The sequence below is a fragment of the Inquilinus limosus DSM 16000 genome (assembly GCF_000423185.1).
Classification (GTDB): domain Bacteria; phylum Pseudomonadota; class Alphaproteobacteria; order DSM-16000; family Inquilinaceae; genus Inquilinus; species Inquilinus limosus.
Genome location: NZ_AUHM01000009.1, coordinates 140,202 through 164,483, shown reverse-complemented (window position 1 = coordinate 164,483; position 24,282 = coordinate 140,202). Strand labels below are relative to the sequence as shown.

Genomic DNA, 24,282 nt, shown 5'->3' with positions numbered 1-24,282 from the left:
CTCTCTGAGAAGGGCTGCGGCCCGGCCCGCGCGGCGGCTGCGCGCGGGCCGGGCCGGCAGGTCGGTCCTAACCCGCGATTTCCTTGATCCGGGCGATCATCTCATCAACCGCCTGATCGGGCGAGACCCCGTCCTGGACCACGCGGTTCAGCGCCTTGGCCCAGACGTTCTCCGCATTCACCGTGGTAAAATGGTAATTGTAGACGAAGGGGAAGGGCACGGTTCCCTCGGTGAACTGCTTCGACACCACGGCGCGATGCGGGTCGCTGCCGTCGGTCCAGAACGGCCGGGCGGCGCCGGACTTGGTGACCGGGTACCAGCGCCCGACCGAGCCCTCGACGAAGGGCGTCAGGTTCTCGTCCTTCATCATGAAGGCCATGAACTCCTTGGCCCGGGCCTTGTTCTTGGAATCGGCGAAGATCACCGCGGTCTTGGTCGCCGCCAGGTTCGGCAGCGTGCCGCCGTCGGGCTTCTTCGGGAACAGCGAGGTGCGGATGTTCTCCTCGTAGTTCTTCTTCGCCTGGGCCCGCTGCTCCTCGCTCAGCGACGGGTTGGTCGAATCGTCCAGATGCTTGCTGGGAATCGAGATCGTCGCGTTGTGGGTTAGGACTGTGGTCTTGTTGTGGAAGTTGACGTTGTTGTCTGTGTCGAGCCAGTTGACCGAGGAGGGCGGGGTGCAGCCGCGGCTGAAGATCGAGCTGTAGCTCTTCACCGCCTCGATCATCGCCGCCCGGTTCTCCGGCTGGTCGAGCACGATCTTGCCGTTCTCGTCGACGATCTTGACGTTGTAGGCGTTGGCCCAGGTCAGGAAGCTGAAGAAGGTGTCGGAGGCGGCGACGCTCATCGGATGGCCGATGGCGTAGATGCGCTTGCCCTTCTTGCGCAGGCCGGCCTGCACCTTGTCGCACCAGAAGTCCCAGTACTCGTTCCAGGTGGTCGGGATGTCGGCCTCGCTGAAGCCGGCGTCCTGCAGCATGTCCTTCCAGTAGAAGATGTGCATCGTCTGGCGTTCGATCGGGAAGGCGTAGTAGGCCTTCTGCCCGGTCTTGCCGTTCGTCAGGAAGGTGGTGGACAGCGCGTCGGGCTGGAACTGGTCCTTGATCGGGTCGATGACGTCGCTGACGTCCTCCAGCCGGCCCTCATAGGCCCACTGGCCGGTGGTGCGGAAGTCGAAGGTGGTGCAGTAGCCGACATCGGGCGGCGTGCCGGCCTCGACCGCGGCGACCGACTTCACGATGCAGTCCTCGGTCGAATACAGCGACAGGTCCACCTTGACGCCGGTCGCCTTCTGGAACCGGTCGACGAGGCCCAGCAGGGCGTCGTCCTCGCCCTTGTAGAACCCCTTGGTGGCCCAGACGGTGAGGGTGTCCTGCGCCTGGGCGGGCGCGACAGCGGCGAGGCCGAGGGCCAGGGCACAACCCGCCGTGAGATGGCGGAGACCGATCTTGGGCATGAAACTTCTCCCAGAGCTGAGGAATGGGGTGGCGCGGCTTGCGCCGTCTTGCTGGTGGCTTCCGAACGGCTGGAAGCGGGGGTGTCAGCCGGGGCGCGGCCGTCTGGCGGTGGAGCCCCGTTCGACGATCTCGAAGCCGACATCGATCACCCGCGGCGGCGCCGGGGCGTCGTCCTCGGGGGCCAGGATGCGCAGCAGCAGCTCGCCGACCCGGTGGCCGATGCCGGCGGCATCGATCCGCACGGTGGACAGCGCCGGCACGCATTGTGCGCCGATCTCGAAATCGCCGAAGCCCAGGATCGAGACCTGCCCGGGCACGGCGATGCCGCGGCGGTGGCATTCCATCAGCGCGCCGACGGCGGCGAGGTCCGAGACCGCGAACACGGCGTCGATCGGCCCGGCGGTGTCGAGCAGCTGGGCCATGGCGGCGGCGCCGCCAGCGAAGGACAGCGGCACCTGGCCGCGATGGACCATGGCATCGGTCGGCAGCCCGGCCTCGCGCAGCGCCTCGGCGAAGCCGGTCAGGCGGGCGCCGCCGCGGAAGTCGCGGGAATCCCCGTCGATCGCCGGGCCGATGCCGCCGATCCGGCGATGCCCCAGCGCGATCAGGTGCCGCGCCGCGGCCCGGCCGGCCTCGATGTTGGAGAAGCCGACGGCCCGATCGATCGGGTCGGCCGCGCCGCAGTCCCAGATCTCGATCACCGGGATGCCGGCGCTGCGCAGCATGGCGCACGCCGCCTCGGTGTGGTTCATGCCGGCCAGCACGATCGCCTCGGGCCGGCGCTCCAGCATCGTGCGGACCAGCGCCTCCTCCTCGCTCATGCGGTAGAGGGTGTAGCCGATCAGCAGCTGGTACCCGGTCCGGCGCAGCACCTCCGACAGCGCGTGCGCGGTGTCGGCGAAGTTGGAGTTGGTGATGGTCGGCACCAGCGTCGCGATGAAGCCGGTGCGGCGCGACGACAGGGCGGCCGCGACCTTGTCGTCGACATAGCCGAGCTGCTCGATCGCCCGGCGGATGCGGTCGCGCGTCTCCGGCGCCACCCGGCTGCTGCCGGCCTGCACCCGGGACACGGTCATCGGCGAGACCCCGGCGAGACGGGCGACGTCCCGCATGGTCGGCCGGAGGGAACGCTTGGGCATGGCTTGGCTCTCGATCGGCCGCGCGGCCGCCTCGCGCGGGGCGGTCCGCCGGCGGCGCCGCACCCCCGGGCGCGTCCGGGCCGCGGCGGAACGGGCGGCGGGGCAGGGCCGCGCGGTGGCGCGGCAGGCCACGGACCACGTCATCGGCAGGGCCGGATGCGCGGAACGGTCGGGCGGATGCGATCGATGGCAAGCATGATGTCGGCCCTCCCTGCGGCCAGTGGTCGATTTGTCCTTCTTATTGATGTGACCGGTAACATGGACCGCTATCGGCGCGCAAGGGCGAGGCTGCGGAGGAGGGCGCCGGCCCTCTCACGGTTGCATCCCGCCGCCCGATCGACGCAGAGTGCGGCGATGATCGAAACGCAGACGCGCAGACGCCGGCCGGCCGCGGCCGAGGCAAAGGCGGCCCGGCCGCGGACCAAGCCGTCCGAGGTGCGCCGGCGCGAGCTGCTGGACGCCGGAGAGGCGCTGGTGCTGAGGAAGGGCATCGCCGGCACCAGCATCGACGACATCGTCGCCGCGGCCGACGTGGCCAAGGGCACCTTCTATCTCTACTTCACCAGCAAGGAGGCGCTGGTCGAGGCGCTGCGCGAGCGCTTCTCCGAACGGTTCAGCGCCCGCATCGCCTCGGCCCAGGCGAAGCTCGACCCCGCCGACTGGTCCGGCCGGCTCGCCGCCTGGCTGGAGGGCGGCGTGCGCGGCTATCTCGACCAGGTGGAACTGCACGACGTGCTGTTCCACACGCCCGACTTCCTGCCGCGCCAGCGCCGCGTCGACGGCCATATGGAACCGGTCCGCGGCCTGGTCGAGCTGCTGCGCGACGGCGCCGCGGCCGGCGCCTGGGCGGTGGCCGATGCGGAGATGACGGCGGTGCTGCTGTTCTACGCCTTCCACGGCGGCGTCGACCACGCCATCGCCGAGGGCCGCACCGCCGATGTGGCCGGGCTGGTGGCCGAGCTGCAGGCGTTCTTCCTCCGGGCGCTGGGGCTGAGTCCGGAGGAAGCCTCCCGGGCCGTCATCGCGAAGCGCCCCTCGGCCTGATCCTGGCCTCAGGCCTTCGGCTTCCAGTTGTGCGTCTCGGCCTGGAGGTCCCGGCACCACCTGTACAGCGCGTCGTAGACGACCAGCCCGTGACGCAGCATCTCGTGGTCGTCGGGGAAGTTGGCGGACAGGCCGAGCGAGATGGCGAACAGCCCGGCCGATTGCGGCGTCAGGTCGTGCCGCGAGGTGTCGGCGCCGCGGACGATCACGGCGAGCTGCCGCAGCGCCGGGTCGTCGAGCCGGTACTTCTCCAGGAAGGCGTCGAAGCTGCACTTCTCGCCGACATGGCTGAGCTCGACATCGGGCACGTCATAGGGAATGGCGCCGGTCTCCCGGGCCGTGTCCAGCACCTTGTCGGGCGGCACGTAGAGGAACTCCGGCTCCTTGTCGATGAACCGGGCGACCAGCCAGGGGCAGGCGATCCGGTCGATCTTCGGGTGTTCGCGCGTGACCCATTTCATCGTCATCTCCCTTCGCTCGCGGCCAGCGGGACCGTCGGCCCGCCGATCGCATGCCAGGCGGCGATGCCGCCGGCGAGGTTGCGGGCGTCGAAGCCGCGCCGGCGCAGCTCCGCGACGGCATCGCCGCTGACCTGGAAGCCGTAGACGCAATAGGCGATCACCGGCCTGTCCCGCGGCAGCTCGCCCGCCCATTCGGCGATCCGCTCCGGCGCGCGGATCCGGGCGCCCGGCAGCATGTCGCCGCGCTTCGCCAGGTCCTCGGCCAGGCAGACGTCGAGCAGGACGAGGTCCTCGCCCCGCTCCAGCCGCGTCCGCAGATCCTCGGGCGCGATCGACAGCTCGCCGCCGTCGCCCGGGCCGGCGGGCGCCTCGGGCTGCCGCCTGGTCGCGCGGCCGAAGCGCGCGGCGACCCGCTGCCAGTGGATGTTCCGCATGAAGGCGTCGACATAGGCGCCGGCCTTGGCGCCGAAGTCGAGGTGATAGGCGTGTTCGTACATGTCGAGAGCCAGGATCGGCACACCGCCGGCCAGGCAATGCGTGTGGTCGGCCGCCCACTGGATCACCAGCCGGCCGTGCCGATCCGACCAGCTCAGCAGGGCCCAGCCGGAACCACCCGCCTGGGCCTTGGCGCAGGCCGCGAAGGCCGCGCGCCAGGCGGCGACGCTGCCGAAGTCACGCTCCAGCGTCGCGGCGAGCTCGCCCTCGGCATCGCCGGATCCGCCGAGCCCGTCGAAATAGACCTCGTGCAGGATCATGGAATTGGCGGCGACCAGTTCCTCCCGCTTCAGCCCGTTGATCTCGAACACCGGCGCCGTGGCCCAGTCGAGGCCCCGGAGTCGGGTCTCGATCGCGTTCAGGCGGCGGACCGCGCCGCCGTAGTTGTTCTCGTAATGGCTGGCCAGCAGCCGTTCGGAAAGGCCGTCGAGGCGGGGCGGCTTGAACGGCAGGGGCACGATCCGGTGCGGCATGGCGTCCTCCACTGCGGCACATCGATCAGGGCCGGAACGCTACGCCCGATTCGAAAATGATACAAGTGTTGCATTTATATGGATCGATGATACGGTACGCATATGACCGATGACGCGCATGCGGCCGAGCAGCGGTGGCTGCTGCTGATCCATCAGCTGCCGACCAAGCCGGCCTATTTCCGGGTGAAGATCTGGCGTCGGCTGCAGGGCATCGGCGCCGTCGCCGTGAAGAACACCGTCTACGCCCTGCCGGCGAACGCCGAGACGCAGGAGGACTTCGAGTGGCTCCTGAAGGAAATCGTCGAGGGCGGCGGCGAGGCCATGGTGTGCGAGGCGCGGCTGGTCGACGGCCTCACCGACGGCCAGGTGCGGGCGCTGTTCGACGCCGCACGGGACGAGGACTACGAGGCGCTGACCAAGGAGGCGCGTGACCTTTCGGCCAAGCTGGACAGGGCCGCCACCCAGGATGAGGTCGCCGAGCTGCCTGCGCAGGTCAGGCGCCTGCGCAAGCGGCTCACGGAGATCGCGACGATCGACTTCTTCGGAGCCACCGGCCGCCTCTCCGCCGAGAGCCTGGTCGCGGCACTCGAAGCCCGGATCAGGGAGGACAACGGGATGACCGAGGAACAGCCGCAAGCCGCGACGGGCCTCGTCGGGCGGGTCTGGGTGACGCGCCAGGGCGTGCATGTCGACCGCATCGCCTGCGCCTGGCTGATCCGCCGCTTCATCGACCCCGACGCGGTGATCCGCTTCGTGCCGGGCAAAGGCTACGTTCCAAATCCGGGCGAGCTGCGCTTCGACATGTTCGAGGGCGAGATCACCCATGAGGGCGACCGCTGCAGCTTCGAGGTGCTGCTGGGCCGAGCCGGCCTGACCGATCCGGCGCTGCAGGCGATCGCCGAGATCGTCCACGACATCGACCTGAAGGACGGCAAGTTCGGGCGCGAGGAGGCGACCGGCATCGCCCATCTGATCGCCGGCGTCGCCATGGCGAACCAGGGCGACGAGCAGCGGATCGCCCAGGGCGCGCCGATCTTCGACAACCTCTACCAGTACTTCCGGACAAAGCGCGGGTGATCCGCGGGGAGCCGCCGATGGTCGAGAGGATGCCGACGCCGGACCACGACGCCGCGAGCGCGGAGGAGGCCATCGGCGCCCCGGCCGCGGTCCCGCCGCTGCCGTCGCTCGGCGAGGCCACCCGCGTCTGGCTCAGGATCGGCTGCCTGTCCTTCGGCGGCCCCGCCGGCCAGATCGCGCTGCTGCATCGCGAGGTCGTCGACGACCGCAACTGGGTGAGCGACCGGCGCTTCCTGCACGCCCTGAACTTCTGCAACCTGCTGCCCGGGCCCGAGGCGCAGCAGCTCGCCGTCTATCTCGGCTGGCTGATGCACGGGCCGGTCGGCGGCGTCATCGCCGGCATGCTGTTCGTCGTTCCCGGCGCCGTCGTCATGCTGGCGCTGTCGGCGGTCTACGCCACGCTCGGCACGGTCCCGGTGATCGCCGCGCTGCTTTACGGGCTGAAGAGCGCCGTCCTGCTGCTCGTGATCGAGGCCGTGCTGCGGATCGGGCGCCGGGCCTTGAAGGGCGGCGTGGCCTGGGCGCTGGCCGGCGCCTCCTTCGCCGCGCTGTTCCTGTTCGACGTCCCGTTTCCGGTCGTCGTGCTCGTGGCCGGCCTGATCGGGGCCGCGGCGCCCGGCCACTTCGTCGGCGGGGTGCATGGCAGGGCCACGGACGGGCCGCCAGCGCTGCTCGATGCCGTGCTCGCCGCCGATCCGGGGCGGGCCGGGCGCTTCGCCCGCAGCGCGCGCATCGCGGGCCTCGTCTCCGCCGCGCTCTGGCTGCTGCCGGTGGCGGCCCTGCTGCCGGTCGGCGGGGCCTACGCCGATGTCGCGTGGTTCTTCTCGAAGATGGCGGTCGTGACCTTCGGCGGCGCCTACGCGGTGCTGGCCTATGTCGCGCAGGAGGCGGTCCAGGGCTATCACTGGCTCAATGCATCCGAGATGCTGACCGGCCTCGGCCTCGCCGAGACGACGCCCGGGCCGCTGATCCTGGTGCTGCAGTTCGTCGGCTTCCTCGCCGGCTATCGCGCGCCGGGCAGCCTCTCGGGCGTCCCCGGCGGCGTGATCGCATCGGTGCTGACCGTCTGGGTCACCTTCCTGCCGTGCTTCATGTTCGTCTTCCTCGGCGCGCCGCTCATCGAGCGGCTGCAGGAGAACCGCAAGCTGTCCGGCGCCCTCTCCGCCGTCACGGCGGCCATCGTCGGCGTGGTGGCCAACCTGGCGGTCTGGTTCGCGCTGCACGCCCTGTTCCGCCAGACCGTCCCGATCCAGGGACTGGGGATGTCCTTCGCCGCACCGGTGCCGGACAGCCTCGATCTCTGGGCCTTGGCGCTGGCGGCGGTCGCCGGCCTCTGCCTGTTCCGCTTCAGGCTCGGCGTGATGTGGACGCTGGCGGTCTGCTCGGCCGCGAGCATCGCGCTCCACTACGCCGCGGGTGTCGCCTGACCGGCCGAGGGCCGAATCTCGGAGAAGGCCGGTCCGCGCGGACCCATCCTCCATCCGGGAACGGGAGACGATGGCGAGACCGCCGAAGGTGGCTTCCGCGCGATCTGCGCCTTGCGCCGATCGCCGCGAAAGCCTGCAAGCCGTCGGCGATTCGCGTGGCCAGGCACGCCGCTGCCTTCGCGCAGGTGTCCGAGCAGATTTCCTTCGCCTCCTCGATGAACTAGACTGGCGGTATCGCGAAGATGCACTCGTCCAGGCGGCGCGCGGCGTAGTCGGCATTGTTCTCGCAAATGTCCCGCATGTCGCTGAGGCGCTTCATACCCTTCCCCGTGTCGCACGTGAGGGGGGCGATGAAGGTCGTCTCATCGCGGGTGTCGCCTTGCTACAGATGGAGAGAACGGGACAGTGACGGCTGATCTGCACATCGACCACTTCAACACTATTGCGCTAAAGATCTTCGCATTGCTGTATGGGGCCTTCCCCAATCCAGTCGACATTGATTTTGATGATATCGGGCTGCTTGACGGCGAAGAGTCGCCGAGAACGGAGTTGGCATACAACACAATTTGCTGGCTTGAGCAGAGCGGCTTGCTGACTGTCACGAATTACTACAACGACCGCCCGAAAGAGATCACAGAGGCACTCGACGTAAGGCTATCCGTCCAAGGACTTGCCGCACTGCAAAAAAAGGTTCCGGACTCCGTCCAGCCCGGCAAGACGCTCGGCGAACAGATCATCGATGTCACGAAGGCCGGCAGCCGCGATGCCCAGCAGGGGACGGCTTCCGGCTTGGTGAGCGGCGTTCTGGCCGCCTCCAGGATCGGGTAGCCCGGCGTTCCGCCCGGCGCCCTGACCTCCGCGCTGGGCGCCGGGTCTGCGCACCAGCACCTCGCGCAGCTGATGCGCGCGCTCGCCTCCGCTCCAATTGGTCAAATCCGTCTGCGCCGTATTTGCGGGATACCAGATGCTGAAAATTGAAAATCTTTAACTTTATGCAGCAATTTCCCTCAGCAAGACGCGAAAATAATGAGTATTCGATTTCAAGTGGATCTCGATGGAATTCAAAGTGCTTAAATAAATATTAACACGATCAAAAGAATTCTGATGGATGGGTTGCGTTCTTCGGGATGATGCTTTACGAACCTCGGCATGATCGATGAAATGACTGAGTCGGGCGCCGCCGTCGCCGAGGGCGGCGCCATGCCTGGTGCTGTGCCGAAGATCACGCTCGAGGGCGTCTACAAGATCTTCGGGGCGCGCGTCGCCGAGGCGATCCCCCTGGTCGAGGCGGGTCGGGACAAGAGCGAGATCCGCGGCCGAACCGGCTGCACCGTCGGGGTGAACGACGCCCGCTTCGAGATCCGCGAAGGCGAGATCTTCGTCGTCATGGGTCTGTCCGGATCCGGCAAGTCGACCCTGCTGCGCCTGATCAACCGCCTGATCGAGCCGACGATCGGCTGCATCGTGATCGACGGTCAGGATGTGACGCAGATGTCGAAGCGCGACCTCATCGCGCTGCGGCGTCGCGACATGAGCATGGTGTTCCAGACCTTCGCCCTGCTGCCCAAGCGCACCGTGCTGGACAACACCGCCTTCGGCCTCGAAGTGGCCGGCGTCGGCGAGGCGGAGCGGCATCGAAAGGCGCGGGAAGCGCTGGCAGCGGTCGGGCTGGACCGCTATGCCGACAGCCTGCCATCCGAGCTGTCGGGCGGGATGAAGCAGCGCGTCGGGCTGGCCCGGGCGCTGGCCTCCGAACCCACCATCCTGCTCATGGACGAGGCCTTCTCCGCCCTCGACCCGCTGATCCGGGCCGAGATGCAGGACGAACTGCTGCGCCTGCAGGCCGAGCATTCCCGGACGATCGTCTTCGTCAGCCACGACCTGGACGAGGCGATGCGGATCGGCGACCGGATCGCGATCATGCAGGACGGCGTGGTGGTGCAGGTCGGCACGCCGGAAGAGATCGTCATGAAGCCCGCCAACGACTATGTGCGGTCGTTCTTCCGCGGCGTCGACGTGACCCAGGTCTTCACCGCGGGTGATATCGCACGGCAGACCCAGATCACCCTGATCGAGCGGCCGGGAGTGAACGTGAACGCGGCGCTGGAGCGGCTGCGGCGGCACGATCGGGAGATCGCCGTCGTGACCGACCGCACCAAGCGCTACCAGGGGATGGTGAGCGTCGAATCGCTGACCGCGGCCCTGCGCCGCGATGCCCGGGACCCCTATCACGGCGCCTTCCTCCCGAATGTCGCCCCGATCGCGCCGGATGTGCCGCTGACCCAGGTGCTGGGCCGCGTCGCGGAGAGCCGGTGGCCGGTGCCCGTCGTCGGGGAGGGCGGGCGCTATCACGGCGCAATCACGAAGGCCACCCTGCTGATGGCCCTGGACCGGACGAGTTGAACCATGGAATTCGATCTGGGAATCGACGACGTCGCCAACACCGCCGTCGACTACGTGCTGGACCATTTCGCGCCGGCGCTGGACGTCATCTCCGCCGCCATCGGCTTCGTCGCGGACAGCATCAAGGCGGCGCTGCTGGTCCTGCCCCCCGAGATAGCGGCTCTGGTCATCGTGCTGCTGGCCCTCTGGCGCGTCGGCTGGCGCTTCGCCGTGTTCGCCGCGGCGGCGCTGGCCGTGATCATGGGCATGGGGCTGTGGAAGTCGACGATGGAGACTCTGGCGCTGGTGCTCGCGGCGACGGCTTTCGCCGTGACGGTCGGCATCCCGCTCGGCATCGCCATGGCGCGCAGCAACCTCGTCCGGGCGGTGGCGCGGCCGGTGCTCGACCTGATGCAGACCATGCCGGCCTTCGTCTATCTGATCCCGGCCGCCATGTTCTTCGGCCTGGGTGCCGTGCCGGGCACGATCGCCACCGTGATCTTCTCGATGCCGCCGGTGGTGCGGCTGACCGATCTCGGCATCCGGCAGGTGAACCAGGAGTTCATCGAGGCAGGCCTGGCCTTCGGCTGCACGGACCGGCAGCTGCTGTTCAAGGTGCAGATCCCGAACGCCCTGCCGTCGATCATGGCCGGCGTCAACCAGACCGTGATGCTGGCGCTGTCCATGGTGGTGATCGCCTCGATGATCGGCGCCGGCGGGCTGGGCAACACCGTCCTGACCGGCATCCAGCGGCTCGATGTCGGGCTGGGCTTCGAGGGCGGCATCGCCGTCGTCGCCCTGGCCGTCATCCTGGACCGCATCACCCAGAGCGTCGGCGGTCCGAAGGCCTCCAGCGGCCTGCGGGCACTCTTCAGCCGCAGCCGCCGGGCGCCGGCCGAAGGCGGCGCCACCGCGGCGCCCGCGGGCCGCTGACGGCCCGGCTGTCCCGGGACCGAACCACCCCAGAGAACAAGGAGATGTCATGCTGAAGGCATTCGCGAGACTGGCCCTGGCGGCGGCGTTGACCGCCGGCATCGGCCTCCCGGCGAACGCCCAGGACCAGACTCCGATCAAGATCGGCTGGACGGCCTGGTCCGATGCGGAGTTCGTCACCAAACTGGCCCAGAAGCTGATCACCGACAAATACAAGACACCGGTGGAGCTGGTGCAGACCGACATCGCGCCGCAATACCAGGGCGTGGCCAAGGGCGACATCGACGTCATGATGATGGCGTGGCTGCCGCAGACCCATGCCGACTACTTCAAGCGCGTGGGCGAGGACGTGGTCACGCTCGGCGTCCTCTACACCGACGCCAAGCTCGGCTGGGTGGTGCCGTCCTATGTGCCCGAGGACCAGGTCGCCTCGATCGCCGATCTCGCCAAGGACGACGTCCGCGAGAAGCTGGGCGGCAAGATCCAGGGCATCGACCCCGGGGCCGGGCTCATGCGGCTGTCGGAGGAGGCGATCGACACCTACGATCTCGATGATTACGAGCTGGTCTCGGCCAGCGATGCGGCGATGGTCGCGGCGCTCGACCGTGCGATCCGCCGGAAGGAGTGGATCGTCGTGACCGGCTGGAGCCCGCACTGGATGTTCGGCAAGTACGATCTGCGCTACCTGAACGATCCGGAAGGCGCGATGGGCGGGGTCGAGCGGATCTACGTCCTCTCGCGCAAGGGCTTCCAGGCCGACCATCCCCAGGTCGCGGAGTTCCTGATGCGCATGCACCTGCCGCTGAAGGAGCTCGAGGCGGCGATGGCCGACGCCCAGGACACCTCCTACGAGCAGGCGGTCGAGAAGTACATCGCCGACCATCCGGCGCGGGTGAAGTACTGGCTGACCGGCGAGATCGGCGGCGCCTGAGGGCTCCCCGATCCAGATGCGACGCGCCCCGGGGGCCTCCCCGGGGCTGTTCGTTCGGGTGCGCCGAACCAGGTGTCGTGAGGGACCGGGGCCGCGCTGACGCCGGGCAGCTCCCGCCCCACGGATTGCTTCCGGCATCACTCCCGGGATGGGAGGGTGTGAAGCGTCCGACGGTCTCCTACCGCTCCACCGTCCGGTTCCAGCGGTCGTTCCACTCCGGCCGGTGGGCGTTGATCTCGTCCCAGTCGACCGTGACCGCGTGCTCCAGATAGCCGCGCATCTCCTTCACCATCGCCGCCGACTCCGGCGTCGGGCCGTCGACCTTGGCGTTGGACGGGATCTGGTTGCCGTATTGCAGCGCCTTGGCCTGCGCCTCCGGCGTCAGCAGGTACTGCGCCAGCTTCTGCGCCAGCGCCGGCTCGGAATTCCCGGCGACGACGCATTCGGCGACCATCAGCACCACCGCGCCTTCCTTCGGCTGGGCATAGGCGACCGGGATGCCCTTGTCCTTGAAGCTGGCGACGGCGGTCGGCGTCAGCGGGAAGACCGCCGCCTCGTCGGTCTGCACCATCTCCGACAGCTTGGCCGAGCTGGGGATGTATTCCAGCACGTTCGGGCCGACGGTCTCGCCCCATTTCGCGAAGCCCGGATCGACATTCTCCTCGCTGCCGCCCTGGATGCGGTTGAACATCAGGAAGCCGTGCAGCCCGTAGGTGCTGCTGGACAGCGACTGGAACACGACCTTGCCCTCGAATTTCGGGTCGGCCAGGTCCATCCACGAGGTCGGGGCGGCCCAGCCCTCCTGCTCGAACAGCCTGGTGTTGTAGGCGAGGCCGGTGACGGTCAGGGTCACGCCCAGCGCCATGTCGTCCTTGATCCGCGCGGCGGGGTACAGGTCGGCCATCACCGGCGCGGTCTCGGTCTTCTGGCACAGCCCCATGCCGATGGCGCGGACCATGACGCCGTCGTCCAGGAAAGCCAGGTGCATCTGCGGATTGTCCTTGGCCGCCTGCAGCTTGGCCAGCACCTCGGAGGAGGTGCCGGGGACGACCACGACCTTGACGTCGTTCGCCTTCTCGAATTCGGGGAAGACGTGCTGGGTGTAGGCCTTCTCCATGTCGCCGCCGTTCATGCCGACATAGAGGGTCTTGGTCTCCGCCATCGCCGCGCCCGAGGCCAGCAGCGCGGTGGTGGCCAGCAGCGCCGTCGTGGTCCGTCCGTTCATGTCGCTCTCTCCTGTTTTCGGTTGTTGATGCTCAGGCGGCCGCCGCCGTTCCGGCGAAGCGGCCAATGTCGAAGGCCTCGATCGGCGTAGTGCTGCGGCCGTCGCGCGCCAGCTCGGCCAGCACCTCGCCGACCGCCGGGCCGATCTGGAAGCCGGCGCCGGAGAAGCCGAAGCCGTGGATCAGCCCGGGGGTGGTGCGGCTCGGCCCCAGCACCGGGTTGCGGTCGGGCGTGTCGCCCTCGACCCCGCTCCAGAACCGGATCACCTGGGCGCCGCGCAGGGCCGGGAACAGCTCCGCCGCCTGGCGCAGCAGCGATCCGATGGCGCTGCGGCCGGGCCGGGTGCGGTCGGCGTCCAGCGCGACGCCGCGGCCGCCGCCCATCACGCAGTTGCCGCGCTCGACCTGGCGGGCATAGATGCCGCCGCCCTCGACCCCGACATTGACGTCCATGAAGCGCGGCAGCGGCTCGGTTACCGCCATGTTCGGATGGGCCGAGACCAGCGGCACCGGCTCGCCGAAGGCGGCGGCGAAGCGGCCGGACCAGGCGCCGGCGCAGTTCAGCAGGATGCGCGACCGCACCTCCAGCCCGTCGCCGGCCAGCAGGCGGAAGCCGTCGCCGTCGCGCACCGCCTCCTGCACCACGGCCTGCTCGCGGATGTCGACGCCGGCCTTGCGCGCGGCGCGGGCGAAGCCGGGTGACACCAGTCGCGGATTGGCATGCCCGTCACCCGGGCACCAGGACCCGGCGATGGCGCGGTCGCCCAGCCAGGGCCAGCGGGTACGGAAGGCGTTGCCGGCGACGATCTCGAGCCCGAGGCCGAGGTCGCGCACCCGGTCCTGATAAGCCTCCAGCGACGCCAGGTCGGCCTCGCTGCGCGCCAGCTTGAGGTGGCCGGAGCGGATGTATTCGCCGTCGATGCCGATCACTTCCGGCAGGCGCTGCCAGATCGCATGCGCCCGCTGCGCCAGCGGGATCTGCTCCGGCGGCCGGCCCTGGCGCCGCACACCGCCATAGTTCACGCCGCTGGCCTGGGCGCCGCAGAAGCCGCGCTCCAGCAGCAGCACCTTCATGCCCATGCGCTGCAGCGCCAGGGCCGCGGCGGCGCCGACGATGCCGCCGCCGATGATGGCGACATCGGTGTCGATGCGCTCGGTGACGGTCATGCGGCGGCTCCGGCGATGCCGCAGGTGGGCATACGAACGGATTGCCTCTCCCGCTTGCGGGAGAGGTCGGACATCCGAAGGATGTCCGGGTGAGGGGATCGCGGCCTGGCCGAAAGCCCGGCTGTGGCGCGAGCGAGCACATGATCCGCCAGGTCTTGAAACGCTGGCCCTGGCGTCGCGGCCGAGCCGCCCTCACCCGGTCTCGCTGCGCGAGCCCGACCTCTCCCGCAAGCGGGAGAGGCAACGGAGGATGCGCAACGAGTAACAGCTCTCATCACGCCGCTTCCTCCGGCGCGTCCCCGATCGCGACCGGGATCGGCTTGACCGGGGCCTGGCCGCGCAGCCGCCCCACCGCCTCGACCGGCACGCCGCGATAGGCGGCCAGGATCTCCGCCGCGGCGGCGCCGCACATCCGGCCCTGGCAGCGGCCCATGCCGACCCGGCACAGCGCCTTCAGCCGGTTCAGCTCCGGCGTGTTCCAGCGGGTGGCGGTGGCGCGCAGCGTGCCGGCCGACACCTCCTCGCAGCGGCAGACCACGAGATCGTCCGGCGCCCGGGAGGCCCAGCCGGCGGGGAAGGGGAAGGCGCGTTCCAGCCCCCGGCGGAACCGGCCGATCGCGGCCAGCTTCGCCTCCAGCCGCGCCGCGCGGGTGCGGTCGACCGGCCGGCCCAGATCCTCCAGCAGGGCCAGGGCCGCGCGCTCGCCGGCCAGCTCGGCCGCATCCGCTCCGGCGATGCCGGCGCCGTCGCCGGCCAGATAGACGCCGGGCACGCTGCTGCGGCCGGCGGCGTCGCGCTCCGGCAGCCAGGCGCGGTTCAACGGGTCGAAGCGGAAGCGGCAGCCGGCCAGGTCGGCCAGCTGGGTCTCAGACCGCAGGCCAGTGCCGAAGGCGACGGCGTCGCAGTCGATCCGCCGCTCGCGCTCGCCGTCGTGCCAGACTAGGCCCTCGACCCGGTCGGTCCCCAGGATGCGCAGCGGCCGGGCGCCGTAGCGCATCGGCACGCCGCCGGCCTTCAGCGCCGCCACCAGGCGCAGGCCCTTGGCCAGGACGGCCGGGCCGCGCAGCAGGCCGGGCAGGGCGGCCAGCTTGTCGGCCGTCCGGGCGGTGTCGAGCACCGCGACGACCTCCGCACCGGCCTTCAGGTACTGCGAGGCGACCAGCGGCAGCAGCGGGCCGGTGCCGATGAAGGCGACGCGCCGGCCGATGCCGCAGCCCTGATACTTCAGCGCCACCTGCGCCGCGCCCAGGCTGTAGGCGCCGGGCAGGGTCCAGCCGGGGATCGGCAGGATCCGGTCGGTCGCGCCGGTGGCCAGGATCAGGTGGCTGTAGGGCAGACGCTCGGTGCGCCCGTCGCGCAGCAGGTCCAGCGCCCCGGCCTCGATGTTCCAGACCAGGGTGTTCGGCCGGTGGTCGATGGCCAATCCGTCGATGGTCCGGTGCAGCGCCTCGGCCTTGGCCGCCTCGGTGCCGTAGAGGGTCCTGGCGTCGCGGGTGAAGCCGTCCGGCTGACGGCGGTAGATCTGGCCGCCACCCTTCGTCGCCTCATCCACCAGCGCCGGCCGCAGCCCGGCGGCCGCGAGGGCCTGGGCGGCGCGGATGCCGGCCGGGCCGGCGCCGACGATGACGGGCCCGCCGCTCATGCCGCCTCTCCCGGGCCGGTGACCAGCCGCATGCCTTCGGCGATGAAGGTGGAGCAGGCGCGGAAGCGCTGCCCGTCCTCGGTCGCCACCCAGCAATCCTGGCAGGCGCCCATCAGACAGAAGCCGGCACGGGGGCGGCCGCCGAACTCCGATCGCCGCAGTCGGTCGGCCGCGGTCAGGATGGCGGTCAGCACCGTGTCGCCGGCCAGGGCCGTGGCCGGGCGCCCGTCCAGGCGGAAGCGGATCTCGGGCCGGCCGGTCTCGGCCAGGCGGGTCAGGATGGGCATCGGGAGGATCCGGTCACTGGCGGCCGACCAGGATGCGGTCGAGGCCGTAGATGCGGTCGAGCACGACCATGGCGACGGCGGTGACGGCGACCATCAGGGCCGACACCGCGGCCATCATCGGGTCGATCGATTCCGTCGCGTACATGTACATCCGCACCGGCAGGGTGACGGTGGCGGGTGAGGTGACGAAGATCGACATCGTCAGCTCGTCGAAGCTGTTGATGAAGGCCAGCAGCCAGCCGCCGGCGACGCCGGGCAGGATCATCGGCAGGGTGATGCGGCGGAAGACGGTGAAGGCGCTTGCGCCCAGCGACGCCGCCGCCTGCTCGGTCGACCGGTCGAAGCCGACCAGGGCGGCGATCACCAGCCGCAGCGCATAGGGCGTGATCACCACGCTGTGCGCCAGCACCAGCCAGAAGAAGCTGCCGGCGGCGCCCATCTGCGAGAACAGCTGCAGCAGCGCCACGCCCAGCACCAGATGCGGGATCAGCAGCGGCGACAGGAACAGCGCGTTCAGCGCGTCGCGGCCGCGGAAGGCGTAGCGGGTGGTGGCGATGCCGGCCGGCACGGCGATCGCGGTCGACAGCGTCGCCGACAGGGTCGCCAGCCACAGGCTGTTCCAGAAGGACTGCAGGAAGTCCGGATGGTCGAACACCGCCTCGAACCAGCGCAGCGAGGCGCCGGCGGTCGGCAGGCTCAGCGTGCTCTCCGGCGTGAAGGCGACCAGGCAGACGATCGCCAGCGGCGCCAGCATGAAGATCACGACCAGAGCGTGGAAGACGAGGGCGAGGGGGCCGTTGCGGGACATCTGGGCCTCACCCGAGGGTCTGCCGGTACCGTCCTTCGACGATCCGGTTGCAGCCGAGCATGATGGCCAGGTTGGCGACCAGCAGGATCACCGCGATGGCGGCGCCCAAGGGCCAGTTCAGCGAGCTCAGGTATTCGTCGTAGACCACGGTCGCGACCATCTTCAGGCGCCGGCCGCCGAGCAGGCCGGGGATGGCGAAGGAGCTGGCGGCGAGGCCGAACACGATCAGGCTGCCGGACAGGAGGCCGGGCAGGATCTGCGGCAGCACCACCCGGCGCAGCACGGTGGCGTGCGACGCGCCGAGGGACAGCGCCGCCTGCTCGGTCGCCGGGTCCAGCTTCTGCAGCGAGGTCCAGACCGGGATGACCATGAAGGGCAGCATGATGTGGACCAGCGCCACCATCACCGCGGTCTCGGTGTAGAGCAGCCGGACGCGGCCGATGCCGAGGGCGATCAGCGCCTCGTTCACCAGCCCCGTGGGACCCAGCAGCATGCTCCAGCCGAAGGCGCGGACCACCACCGAGACCAGGAGAGGCGCCAGCACCACCAGCAGGAAGATCGACCGCCACGGGCTGCGCATGCGGCTCAGCACATAGGCCTCGGGCGCGCCGACCACGATGCAGATCAGCGTGGTCAGGGCCGAGAGGCGGAAGGTGCGCAGGAAGATCTCGTAGTAGTAGGGGTCGGTCAGCACCGTCAGGTACTGGCCGACCGTCAGCGCGTCCTGCACGCCGGTGGCGTGGTCGTAGACGCGGAAGGACAGGATCAGGGTCAGCGCCAGCGGCGCCAGCACCAGCCCGGCGAACAGGATCGTCGCCGGCAGCACCATCGCCGCGGGCGCCAGCCGCCCGCCGGCCGTCGCGCTCATCGGACGGCCTCGGCGTCGCGCAGCACCCGAACCATGCCCGGCGCCCAGTCGATGCCGGCCCGGGCGCCCTCGGCCAGCGGCTCGCCGCCCAGGTTGGGCGCCGCGGCCAGCAGCTCGCCGGCCGGGCTGTCCAGGTGGTACAGCCATTGGCTGCCCAGGAAGTAGCGGCGCGACACCGTGCCGGGCAGCCGGCCGGTGCCGGGCGCGCCCAGCGCCAGCTTTTCCGGCCGCAGGCACAGCAGCACGCGGGCGCCGGCGGCCAGCCCGTCGCCCGGCACCTCCAGCGTCGCGGCGCCGACCGTCACCCGTGCGGTGGCGCCGGCCTGGGCCACCACCCCGTCCAGCAGGTTGGCCTTGCCGACGAAGTCGGAGATGAAGCGGCTGCGCGGATGCTCGTACATCCGGTAGGGCTGGTCGATCTGGGTGATGCGGCCGCGCTCCATCACCACCACCCGGTCGCTGATCGACAGCGCCTCGGCCTGGTCGTGGGTGACCATGATCGTGGTGGTGCCGGTGCGGCGCTGGATCTGGCGCAGCTCGAACTGCATCGCCTCGCGCAGCTTGGCGTCCAGGTTGGACAGCGGCTCGTCCAGGAGCAGCACCGGCGGCTCGATCACCAGGGCGCGGGCCAGGGCGACGCGCTGCCGCTGTCCGCCCGACAGGGCCCGCGGATAGCGGCCCGCGAGGTGGTCGAGATGGACCAGAGCCAGCGCCTCCTCCACCCGCTTCGCCCGCTCCGGCCGGGCGACGCCGCGCATCTCCAGGCCGAAGGCGACGTTGTCGGCCACTGTCATGTGCGGGAACAGGGCATAGGACTGGAACACCACGCCCAGGCCGCGGCGGTTCGGCTTCACCCGGGTCAGGTCCTGCCCGTCCAGCACGATCCGACCGGTCGTGGCCGGCACGAAGCCGGCGATCATCTGCAGCGTCGTGGTCTTGCCGCAGCCGGAGGGGCCGAGCAGCGACACGAACTCGCCGCGCTCCACGGTCAGATCGAGATCGGCGACCGCGGCGACGTCGCCATAGAGCTTCGAGATCCGCTCGAGACGGAGAAAGGTCACTGCCGGCTCCCTGGCATCCCTGTCGATGTCCGGCCGTTCAGCGCTGCCGCGCATCGGCCCCGCCGGTCTTGGCTTCCGTGGAACGAAAGGCGCCGGCGCATCTTTTCAGAACACCCTTTCAAAGCGGAGAGTCAAGGAGACATTCCGTTTTATGTCGAGTATTCTCATATCGATTCCATATATCGGAATCGCAGGCGTTGGAATCGATCTGGAGTTTCCGGAAATGGCGAAGGAGAGCGAAGCCCCGGGCAAGAGCCTGCAGCGCGGCTTCGCCGTTCTGAGGGCCCTGGCCGAGGCGGGCGGGGAGGGGGCGAAGCTGATCCGCGTCGCCGAGGCCACCGGCCTGACCCAGGCGACCGTGCACCGGCTGCTGCAGGCGCTGCAGGCGGAGGGGATGGTCGAGCAGGATGGGCGCAGCCGGCTCTACCGCCTCGGCATCGAGTTCTTCGCTTTGGCGGCGCGGGCCGGAAATCCCGGCAACCTGCGCGACCTGTGCCGGCCGGTGCTGCAGCGCCTCTCCGCCATGCTCGGCGACACCGTGTTCCTCTTGGTGCGCAGCGGCTTCGACGCGCTGTGCCTCGACCGCTGCGAGGGGCCGTTCCCGATCCGCTCCTTCACCGGCGACATCGGCGGCCGGGTGCCGCTCGGCGTCGGGCAGGGGGCGCTGGTGATCCTGGCCTTCCTGCCGGAGGCGGAGCGTGAGGAGGTGATCCGCTTCAACGTCCCGCGCCTGATCGGTCAGAGCTTCATGATGGACGAGGTCTATCTGCGGACCGAGATGGCGAAGGTACGCGACACCGGGTTCGCCGCCCGGCGCGACTTCGTCTTCCCGGGCATGGGCGGCGTCGCCGTGCCGATCCTCGACCGCGACGGCCGGGCGGTGGCCGCGCTCAGCATCGGCACGATCTCGGAGCGGCTGGGCGAGGACCGGCTGCCGACGGTGGTCGAGATCCTGAAGCGTGAGGCGGCGGCGATCGGGCCGCGCCTCAACCCCTTCGACCCGGCGCTGCGCCGGCCCGCCCAACTACTGGGCAGCGCCTCGCGCGGCGGCTGACGCTTCCGTTTTCGGCGTCGATATGCCAGGGAGGGCCGGCATGACCGACGATCCCGCCCTCGACACCCTGTTCCTGCCGTTCCGGACCGGGGCCCTGGCCTGGCCCGAGGATGGCCGGGCACTGTTCCTCGGCGCCCGCGCCGGGGCGGCGCTGGCTGAATTCGCCTCGCCGGCCCTGACCTGCGAACAGAGTTTTCGGCCCCAGGCTGCGGCGTTGGAGCAGGCGGGGCTCGCGGTCTCGGCCGGCGTCGAAGGCCGGTTCCCGCTGGTGCTGGTGCTGCCGCCGCGGCAGCGCGAGTCGGCACGGGCGCTGCTGGCCCGGGCGCTGGACCGGGCCCGGCCGGGCGGCATGGTCGTGGCCAGCCTGGCCAACACCGACGGAGCCCGCTCGGTCGAGGAGGATCTGGCGCGGCTGGCCGGCCCGGTCGAGAGCCTGTCGAAGAACCGCTGCCGCGTGTTCTGGGCGCGGGCCGGGGCCGGAGATCCGGCGCTGCGGGCCGAATGGGCGGCGCTTGACGAACCGCGGCCGGTGGCCGGCGGCCGCTTCCTCAGCCGCCCGGGCCTGTTCGCCTGGGACCGCATCGACGCCGGCTCGGCCCTCCTCGCCGCGCATCTGCCGGCGGATCTGAAAGGACGGGGCGCCGATCTCGGCGCCGGCTTCGGTTATCTTGCGGCAGAGGTCCTGGACCGCTGCCCGGAGGTGACGGCACTTGACCTCTACGAGGCGGAGGCGAGGGCGCTGGAGCTGGCGCGGCGCAACCTGGAGCCCTATTCCGGCCGGGCCGAGCTCGGCTTCCTCTGGCATGACGTCGCGGCCGGGCTGCCCCGGGACCGGCGCTACCACTTCGTCGTCACCAACCCGCCCTTCCACGAGGGCGGGCGGGCCGACCGGCACGATCTCGGCCGCGCCTTCATCGCCGCCGCGGCGGCGGCGATGCGGCCGAAGGGCCGGCTGTGGCTGGTGGCGAACCGGCACCTGCCCTATGAGGCGGTGCTGGAGCAGGCCTTCACGATGGTCCGCCGCGTCGCCGACGACGGCGCCTACAAGGTGATCGAGGCGGCGAAGGGCATTCGATGAAGCTGGTCCGCCGCCTCGCCAATCTCGGCTATGGCAGCCGCAAGCAGGTGGAAGCGATGCTGCGCGACGGCCGCGTCACCGACACCGAAGGCCGGCCACTGTCCGCCGAGGCCCAGCCCGACCACGAGGCGGTCCGGGTCGACGGCCGGCCGCTCGACCCGCCGCCAGGTGCCGTGCTGATGCTGAACAAGCCGGCCGGATACACCTGCTCGACCAGCGATCCGGGGCGGGTGGTCTATGATCTGCTGCCGCCGCGCTTTCGCCTGCGCAATCCGATCATCGCCCCGGTCGGGCGGCTGGACCGCGACACCACCGGCCTGCTGCTGCTGACCGACGACGGCCCGCTGCTGCACCGGATCATCTCGCCGAAGAGCCGGATCCCGAAGGTCTACGAGGCCACGCTGGCGCGCGATCTGACGGGGCAGGAAGCGGCGGCCTTCGCCTCGGGCACGCTGATGCTGCGGTCGGAGACGACGCCGCTGGAACCGGCGGTGCTGCAGCCGCTGGGGCCGCGCCGGGCCCGGCTGACCGTGACCGAGGGCCGTTATCATCAGGTCCGGCGCATGTTCGCGGCGGTCGGCAACCATGTCGAGGCGCTGCACCGGACAGCCATCGGCGGGCTCGGCCTCGATGATCTGGCGGAAGGCAAGTGGCGGCTGCTGGTCCCGGCAGAAGTGGCTCTGGTGTTCAAGTCGATGGCGCCTTGAACATATGTTCGACGGTTCAGAGCTTGGTGCGTCATAGGAATGTAATATTATGTCGCCCTTGATGATTTTCCTTGTCGGGGCGTCACCGCTGGCGCAGAGTGCCCACCCTGCAGGTCGGAGATCGACTGCGAGGGCGTTGAGCACGATTTGCCGATAGCCTCGCTGGCCCGTGTGTTTGTCGGTTTGGCATCCGTCCCCGATGCCGATGCGCTTCACAGATCATCGCATCGCCGATGAACATGCAGTGATCGATCTTCTCCTGCGAGAACCACGGCACGCGGCAGGCCTTCGGGGCTGCCAAGCGCCGCAACGACAAAAGCCGCTGGAGGAACCGCCATGGCTGGTCAGCACCGCAGGCGTCCCAGGACGAGTCCGGCCCCGCTTCGGGCGGATGATCACGAGCTAGCCCCCCTTCCGCCCAAGGCCGCGAACGACACCGGCGCTGTGGTCCCGATGAGGGAGATCGCGGAGATGGGCCGCTCGGCCGAAGTCCCCACGCCCGCCGTTCCCCGCCCGTCGCGCGTGCAGGCGGCGTTGCGGGCCGAGATGCTGTGCCGCGGGCTGCGCCTGTCGCAGGCTGAATTCGCCCGCCGCTACGGTCCGGCCAGCTCCGTCGTGCGCAACTGGGCGCCGCGTCAGTCGCAGCCGGGCGGCATCAAGCTCTAGCCTTTTCCGGGCACGGTTTCTCGATCGATCGAACCGGCGGCCGCCGATGCGGCCCGCCGGCTTTCGCTCGTCTGCCGGCACGATGACGTGGCGTCTTGCCCCCGGATGAGCCGCAGGCCACAGTCGCGGCGGGGGTGAGAATGAGTGATTCCCGGCCGGACGATGCGAACGACATGCAGGTCGCCGGCGCCACGCGGTTGTTCATCGGCCTGCTGCAGGGCGTGGCGCTGTATCTTCTATGGCAGGTCGCCGACGACCGGGTCTGGGTGGCTCAGGCGCGATCCGCCTTCGCCGCGGCCGCGCTGGTGGTCGCCTATGTGCCGCTGATCGCCATCATCGGCTTCGGGGCCTTCCGGTTTTGGACGCTGCTGGCTTGGGCGGTCGTCGCGGCGCTGATCCTCGCCGGGTTGGGCGTCCACGACATCGACCGGGCGATCGAAGGCCGCGGGGGACCGTGGCCGTCCTTCGGCCTCTGGGTCTTCGCGGCGGCGATCCTGTTCATCGCCCACCACCTGATCGCCGCCGGGGACGCCGAACGTCGGGTCGTCGCGCCCTATCCGCGCTATTTCGAGATCGCCTGGAAGCACGGCGTCCAGCTGGCGCTGACCGCTGCCTTCGTCGGTGTGTTCTGGCTGGTGCTTCACCTCGGCGCGGCCCTGTTCGATGCAATCGGCATTGGGCAAGTGCGTGACATCATCGGGGAATGGTGGTTCGCCTTTCCGGCGAGCACGGTGATGGCCGCTGCGGCGATCCACCTGACCGACGTGCGGGCGGGGCTGATCCGCGGCATCCGCACCGTCGCCCTGACCCTGTTGGCATGGCTTCTGCCCCTGCTGACCGCCCTGGCGGCGGCCTTCCTGCTGGCCTTGCCCTTCACAGGCCTCGAGCCGCTATGGCGCACGGGACGCGCTACGGCCTCTCTGCTGGGCGCCGCCGCGACCCTGATCGTCCTGATCAACGCCGCCTATCAGGACGGCCAGCCGGACCGGCGGCCGCCGGGACCGCTGCGCTGGAGCGGCCGGCTGGCAGCCATCCTGTTGGTTCCCCTGATCGGGCTGGCCGCCCACGGGATCTGGCTCAGGATCGACCAGCATGGTCTGACGCCCGAGCGTGTCATCGGCGTCGCCGGCGTCCTGGTCGGCGCCTGTTACGCGCTGGGCTATGCCGCGGCCGCACTGCGGGCCGCACCCTGGCTCAAGGGGCTGGAGCCGACCAACATCGCCGCGGGCGTTGCGACAATCGTGGTGGTGCTGGCCCTGTTGACGCCGTTGGCCGATCCCGCGCGGCTGTCCGTTGCCGACCAGTTGCGGCGGCTGGAGAACGGAACCGTGCCGGCGACCGAATTCGACTATGACTTCCTGCGCTTCGATGGTGGTCGTTACGGCGTCGCGGCCCTGGAGCGGCTGGCGGCACGGGGCGGCGCAGCCGGCGATCTGGCGGCCGAGGCGCAGCAGCGGGACCATCGTCGCGCCCGCGCAACGGTCGCGGTCACTCCCGAGATCCGCCAGGACAACATCAGGGTGTGGCCCTACGGCCGGACGCTGCCGGACAACTTTCTCCGCCAGGACTGGAGTCATGAATGGGCGCTGCCGGGCTGCCTGACCGCGAAGGCCTCGTGCGAGGCGTTCTTCGGCGACCTCACGGGCGACGGGACCGCGGAGATCCTGTTGGCGACCACCGGCATGATCACCGCCTATCGGGAGCAGGGGGGCCGCTGGGACCTGATTGGCCGACTGGAACCGGGCCACTGCCCGGGGCTGGTGGAGGCGATGCGCGAAGGCAACTTCGCTCCGGCACCATCGAATTTCGCGGATCTCGACGTCGCCGGCCGGCGGCTGCGGCTCGATGCAGACGGGACATCGTCCGGGTGCGACGGACCGTGAGGCGGGTGGCCTGAATGCGCTG

Annotated in this window: 23 protein-coding genes; 12 read left to right on the top strand and 11 right to left on the bottom strand. The window is 70.1% G+C overall.

Features of this window, described 5'->3' with window-relative positions:
- Nucleotides 1-67: 67 nt before the first annotated feature.
- Both G537_RS0111795 and G537_RS0111790 read right to left on the bottom strand, forming a co-directional pair.
- The gene (locus tag G537_RS0111795; RefSeq protein WP_026870292.1) at nucleotides 68-1,453 is read right to left on the bottom strand and encodes an ABC transporter substrate-binding protein; all 1,386 of its coding nucleotides are present in this window, start codon (nucleotides 1,451-1,453) and stop codon (nucleotides 68-70) included.
- An 84-nt stretch (nucleotides 1,454-1,537) separates the two neighbouring features.
- Nucleotides 1,538-2,593, bottom strand: a complete 1,056-nt coding sequence (locus G537_RS0111790) for a LacI family DNA-binding transcriptional regulator (RefSeq protein ID WP_211230360.1) — start codon at nucleotides 2,591-2,593, stop codon at nucleotides 1,538-1,540.
- Nucleotides 2,594-2,947: 354 nt separating this feature from the next.
- Between G537_RS0111790 and G537_RS37570 the strand changes: the two genes are divergently transcribed.
- Nucleotides 2,948-3,637, top strand: coding sequence for a TetR/AcrR family transcriptional regulator (locus tag G537_RS37570; protein WP_051248328.1), 690 nt, complete (start codon nucleotides 2,948-2,950; stop codon nucleotides 3,635-3,637).
- An 8-nt stretch (nucleotides 3,638-3,645) separates the two neighbouring features.
- Here G537_RS37570 and G537_RS0111780 read toward each other — a convergent pair whose 3' ends face one another.
- Both G537_RS0111780 and G537_RS0111775 read right to left on the bottom strand, forming a co-directional pair.
- Nucleotides 3,646-4,098: a chromate resistance protein ChrB domain-containing protein gene (locus G537_RS0111780; RefSeq protein ID WP_026870290.1), complete on the bottom strand. Its 453-nt coding sequence runs from the start codon at nucleotides 4,096-4,098 to the stop codon at nucleotides 3,646-3,648.
- A gap of 2 nt (nucleotides 4,099-4,100) precedes the next feature.
- Nucleotides 4,101-5,066 carry a Fe-Mn family superoxide dismutase gene (locus tag G537_RS0111775; RefSeq protein ID WP_026870289.1) on the bottom strand — a complete coding sequence of 322 codons (966 nt, stop codon included), beginning with the start codon at nucleotides 5,064-5,066 and terminating at the stop codon, nucleotides 4,101-4,103.
- 102 nt (nucleotides 5,067-5,168) lie between these two features.
- On the opposite strand from G537_RS0111775, the gene G537_RS0111770 reads away from it, so the two are divergent.
- The 6 genes from G537_RS0111770 to G537_RS0111740 all read left to right on the top strand — a co-directional run bounded on the left by G537_RS0111770 (nucleotide 5,169) and on the right by G537_RS0111740 (nucleotide 11,816).
- Nucleotides 5,169-6,143 carry a chromate resistance protein ChrB domain-containing protein gene (locus G537_RS0111770; protein WP_026870288.1) on the top strand — a complete coding sequence of 325 codons (975 nt, stop codon included), beginning with the start codon at nucleotides 5,169-5,171 and terminating at the stop codon, nucleotides 6,141-6,143.
- Nucleotides 6,144-6,160: 17 nt separating this feature from the next.
- A complete protein-coding gene (gene chrA / locus G537_RS0111765) occupies nucleotides 6,161-7,570 on the top strand; it encodes a chromate efflux transporter (protein WP_245578997.1) in 1,410 nt (469 codons plus the stop codon).
- 405 nt (nucleotides 7,571-7,975) lie between these two features.
- Nucleotides 7,976-8,398 carry a hypothetical protein gene (locus G537_RS0111755; protein ID WP_026870286.1) on the top strand — a complete coding sequence of 141 codons (423 nt, stop codon included), beginning with the start codon at nucleotides 7,976-7,978 and terminating at the stop codon, nucleotides 8,396-8,398.
- A gap of 333 nt (nucleotides 8,399-8,731) precedes the next feature.
- Nucleotides 8,732-9,973 carry a glycine betaine/L-proline ABC transporter ATP-binding protein ProV gene (gene proV / locus G537_RS0111750; protein WP_051248351.1) on the top strand — a complete coding sequence of 414 codons (1,242 nt, stop codon included), beginning with the start codon at nucleotides 8,732-8,734 and terminating at the stop codon, nucleotides 9,971-9,973.
- 3 nt (nucleotides 9,974-9,976) lie between these two features.
- Nucleotides 9,977-10,885, top strand: a complete 909-nt coding sequence (locus tag G537_RS0111745) for an ABC transporter permease (RefSeq protein WP_026870284.1) — start codon at nucleotides 9,977-9,979, stop codon at nucleotides 10,883-10,885.
- A 49-nt stretch (nucleotides 10,886-10,934) separates the two neighbouring features.
- Entirely contained in the window at nucleotides 10,935-11,816 is an 882-nt protein-coding gene (locus tag G537_RS0111740; protein WP_026870283.1) for a glycine betaine ABC transporter substrate-binding protein, read from the top strand.
- A 178-nt stretch (nucleotides 11,817-11,994) separates the two neighbouring features.
- Here the strand turns inward: G537_RS0111740 and G537_RS0111735 are convergent, their stop codons facing one another.
- The 7 genes from G537_RS0111735 to G537_RS0111705 all read right to left on the bottom strand — a co-directional run bounded on the left by G537_RS0111735 (nucleotide 11,995) and on the right by G537_RS0111705 (nucleotide 18,872).
- A complete protein-coding gene (locus G537_RS0111735; protein WP_026870282.1) occupies nucleotides 11,995-13,041 on the bottom strand; it encodes an ABC transporter substrate-binding protein in 1,047 nt (348 codons plus the stop codon).
- 31 nt (nucleotides 13,042-13,072) lie between these two features.
- The gene (locus G537_RS0111730; RefSeq protein WP_026870281.1) at nucleotides 13,073-14,206 is read right to left on the bottom strand and encodes an NAD(P)/FAD-dependent oxidoreductase; all 1,134 of its coding nucleotides are present in this window, start codon (nucleotides 14,204-14,206) and stop codon (nucleotides 13,073-13,075) included.
- 274 nt (nucleotides 14,207-14,480) lie between these two features.
- Nucleotides 14,481-15,848 carry an FAD/NAD(P)-dependent oxidoreductase gene (locus G537_RS0111725; RefSeq protein WP_026870280.1) on the bottom strand — a complete coding sequence of 456 codons (1,368 nt, stop codon included), beginning with the start codon at nucleotides 15,846-15,848 and terminating at the stop codon, nucleotides 14,481-14,483.
- Complete coding sequence (locus tag G537_RS0111720; RefSeq protein WP_026870279.1) at nucleotides 15,845-16,135, bottom strand: (2Fe-2S)-binding protein; 291 nt, start codon at nucleotides 16,133-16,135, stop codon at nucleotides 15,845-15,847. The genes G537_RS0111725 and G537_RS0111720 overlap by 4 nt, the downstream gene beginning before the upstream one ends.
- 13 nt (nucleotides 16,136-16,148) lie before the next feature.
- Nucleotides 16,149-16,943 carry an ABC transporter permease gene (locus G537_RS0111715; RefSeq protein WP_026870278.1) on the bottom strand — a complete coding sequence of 265 codons (795 nt, stop codon included), beginning with the start codon at nucleotides 16,941-16,943 and terminating at the stop codon, nucleotides 16,149-16,151.
- Nucleotides 16,944-16,950: 7 nt separating this feature from the next.
- A complete protein-coding gene (locus G537_RS0111710; RefSeq protein WP_026870277.1) occupies nucleotides 16,951-17,811 on the bottom strand; it encodes an ABC transporter permease in 861 nt (286 codons plus the stop codon).
- The gene (locus G537_RS0111705; RefSeq protein WP_026870276.1) at nucleotides 17,808-18,872 is read right to left on the bottom strand and encodes an ABC transporter ATP-binding protein; all 1,065 of its coding nucleotides are present in this window, start codon (nucleotides 18,870-18,872) and stop codon (nucleotides 17,808-17,810) included. The genes G537_RS0111710 and G537_RS0111705 overlap by 4 nt, the downstream gene beginning before the upstream one ends.
- Before the next feature lie 223 nt (nucleotides 18,873-19,095).
- On the opposite strand from G537_RS0111705, the gene G537_RS37565 reads away from it, so the two are divergent.
- The 5 genes from G537_RS37565 to G537_RS0111680 all read left to right on the top strand — a co-directional run bounded on the left by G537_RS37565 (nucleotide 19,096) and on the right by G537_RS0111680 (nucleotide 24,260).
- Nucleotides 19,096-19,926: an IclR family transcriptional regulator gene (locus G537_RS37565; RefSeq protein WP_034851424.1), complete on the top strand. Its 831-nt coding sequence runs from the start codon at nucleotides 19,096-19,098 to the stop codon at nucleotides 19,924-19,926.
- 40 nt (nucleotides 19,927-19,966) lie between these two features.
- Nucleotides 19,967-21,004: a class I SAM-dependent methyltransferase gene (locus G537_RS0111695; RefSeq protein ID WP_026870275.1), complete on the top strand. Its 1,038-nt coding sequence runs from the start codon at nucleotides 19,967-19,969 to the stop codon at nucleotides 21,002-21,004.
- On the top strand, nucleotides 21,001-21,711 hold the full coding sequence (locus G537_RS0111690) for a pseudouridine synthase (RefSeq protein ID WP_026870274.1): 711 nt from the start codon (nucleotides 21,001-21,003) through the stop codon (nucleotides 21,709-21,711). Before G537_RS0111695 ends, G537_RS0111690 begins: the two co-directional genes overlap by 4 nt.
- Before the next feature lie 444 nt (nucleotides 21,712-22,155).
- Complete coding sequence (locus tag G537_RS0111685) at nucleotides 22,156-22,377, top strand: hypothetical protein (protein ID WP_155888584.1); 222 nt, start codon at nucleotides 22,156-22,158, stop codon at nucleotides 22,375-22,377.
- Between the two features lie 140 nt (nucleotides 22,378-22,517).
- Nucleotides 22,518-24,260 (top strand): DUF4153 domain-containing protein, encoded by a 1,743-nt coding sequence (locus G537_RS0111680; protein ID WP_026870272.1) that lies wholly within the window; start codon nucleotides 22,518-22,520, stop codon nucleotides 24,258-24,260.
- Nucleotides 24,261-24,282: the final 22 nt, after the last annotated feature.